The sequence below is a fragment of the Pseudomonas sp. Sample_22 genome (genome assembly GCF_004307635.1).
Classification (GTDB): Bacteria; Pseudomonadota; Gammaproteobacteria; order Pseudomonadales; family Pseudomonadaceae; genus Aquipseudomonas.
In genome coordinates this window covers 1-2,844 of the sequence record NZ_RCNY01000055.1, presented here as the reverse complement: position 1 = coordinate 2,844, position 2,844 = coordinate 1, and the positions used below count along the sequence as shown (strand labels likewise).

General features: G+C 60.8%; 1 protein-coding gene. It reads left to right on the top strand.

Translation table 11 applies throughout. From position 1 onward, the window contains the following. On the top strand, nucleotides 1–2,844 hold a 2,844-nt coding region (locus D8U73_RS29485; RefSeq protein WP_241668516.1), incomplete at both ends, for a type I secretion C-terminal target domain-containing protein.

Here is a 2,844-nt window from a genome sequence, read left to right as displayed (position 1 = left end):
TTCACCTACACCGTGCGCGATGCCGACGGCGATGAAAGCACCACCACCATCACCATCGACGTCTACAACAGCTGCCTGCAAGCGGTCAGCGACGCTGACGTCACCGTCTACGAAAAAGCCCTCGACCTGAACAAGGACGGCCAGGACCTGGCGGCCGGCACCGTCACCGGCAGCGATCCAGCCAACGCCGGTGAAACCGCGTCCGGCACGCTGGTCGGCTCGGTCAGCGGCGCGACTGGCGCGATCAGCTACACCCTGGTCGGCAGCGCCAACGGCAACTTTGGGCAAATCCTGCTCAACCCCAACGGCACGTATACCTACACCTTGACCTCGGCACCGAAAACAACACCGGGCGCCAACGATGGCCCCAACTCCCTGAGCGACACCTTTACCTACAAGGCCACCGATGCGCTGGGCAACACCACCACCAGCACTATCGTGGTCAACATCGTCGACGACGTGCCCAAGGCTGTGGCTTCGGAGCGTTCGGTGGCAGCAGTCGAGATTGACTCCAACCTGCTGCTGGTGATCGATGTCTCCGGCAGCATGGTCGACCCCTCCGGCGTAACGGGGCTGTCGAGGCTGGATCTGGCCAAGCAGGCGATCAGTGCCTTGCTCGACAAATACGACGACCTCGGCGACGTCAAAGTGCAGATTGTCACGTTCAGCAGCAATGCCATCGACAAGTCGTCGGTGTGGGTTGACGTGGCGACCGCCAAGGCAATCGTCGCTGGTCTGACGGCGGGCGGCGGCACCAACTACGACGCGGCGGTGGCCGTGGCACAAACTGCATTTGAGACCAACGGCAAGCTGACGGGCGCACAGAATGTCGGCTACTTCTTCTCTGACGGCAAACCCAATGAAGGTTCGATCGAGACGCAGGACGAGGCGCTCTGGAAGGCATTTCTTACCGAGAATCAAATCAAGAACTACGCGATCGGCCTGGGCGCAAACGTCGACAATGATGCCCTCGATCCGCTGGCATATGACGGCACTGGCACGGGGACCAATAACAACGCCGTGATTGTCACTGACCTAGGCCAACTCAACTCGGTGCTTTCGGGCACGGTGATGGGCGCACCGGTCACCGGTTCACTGCTGGGCGAGGGTGGGGCGTTTGGTGCAGATGGCGGCTTCATAAAAACCATCACCGTCGATGGCACCACGTACACCTACGATCCGAAAGGCAACAGCAACCAGGGCTCGCTGAATTTCAGCGGCGGCGCCAATCACGGTACGTTCAATACGACCAACAACACCCTGAGTATCGCCACCAACAACAAGGGCACGCTGGTGGTGAATCTCGATACCGGTGAATACAACTACGTATCGCAGAAAACTACCTCGGTGGTGCTCACGGAAAACATCGGCTTCACCCTCAGCGACAACGACGGCGATCTCGCCAGCTCGACACTGGTAGTCAAAGTCATTCCGAACGCAGCGCCGGTGGCCACTGATGATCACATCATCACTAACGTGCTTTCAGGCAGCGTGACGGTGCCGGCTGAATTACTGCTGGCCAACGACACCGACGCCGATGGCGACCCGCTCAAGGCCTCGCCAACCACGTTCAATACGGGCTGGGTCGCCAAAGGTGCTGACTTCACCGGCAGCGGCGCGATTGATTTCTCCGGCAGCGGCGTCAAGCCGAGCAACCAGAGCCTGAGCAACGTGCGCGGCGCGTTCGCAGCCAATACCGCCTCGATGACGGCCCTGTTGGTGATCAGTGGTTATCTGGGGCCGGTCACTGCTGCCAACGTTAACGATGAGGACCGCATCACCGTCAACCTCAAGCAGGGCGAGACCCTCAACCTTGACCACAATCTGGCTGCCGGCCATATCACTATGGAGTACTCGATCAACGGCGGTGCCTGGATTGCCCTCGGCGATGGCCAGACCATCACGGCGACGTCGGACGGCGTCTATCAGATCCATGTGACCAACATCACCAACACCGGTGGCGGCAGCGGTGCGGGCAACTCGGAAAGCTATCAGCTGACCATGAAGCTCGATTATTCCGGTGCCCACGACACTGCACCGGACTATCACGGCACCTACACTGCCAGCGATAACCATGGTGGCAGCGACAGCGCCAACCTGACCATCAGCTATCAGGACGGTCATACCCTCACCGGGACCACGGGCAACGACACTCTGGTAGCAGGCAACGGCGACAACATCATCAATGCCGGTGACGGCAATGACATCCTCACCGCAGGCACCGGCAACAACACGCTGCATGGCGACGCGGGCAATGACTTGTTGTTCAGTGGCACGGGCAACGACCTGCTCGATGGCGGCATCGGTAACGACACCGCGAGCTACGCCCATGCCACCACTGGCGTTACGGTCAACCTGGGCCAGAGTGGGCCGCAAAACACCTTGGGCGCCGGCACCGACACCCTGACTGCCATCGAAAACCTCGTCGGCTCCGATTTCAACGACAACCTTACCGGCGACAACAACAGCAACATCATTACCGGCGGCCTGGGCAATGACGTGCTCAAGGGCGAGGGTGGCGATGACTTCCTGATCGGCGGACTGGGCAACAATACGCTGACCGGCGGCAGCGGCGCCGACACGTTCCAATGGCTCAAAGGCAACAGTGGCCACGATGTGATCACCGACTTTACGCCGGGCACCGACAAACTCGACCTGTCGCAGCTGCTGCAAGGGGAGAATGGCAGCGCCGCGTCGCTCGATGACTACCTGCACTTCACTGTCAGCGGCAGCGGCGCGTCACTGGTCACCAGCATCGACGTCAGCGGCATGGCCGGCGCGGCGCCGAACCAGACCATTGACCTGGCGGGCGTCAACCTGGCCAGCCATTACGGTGTTACGCCG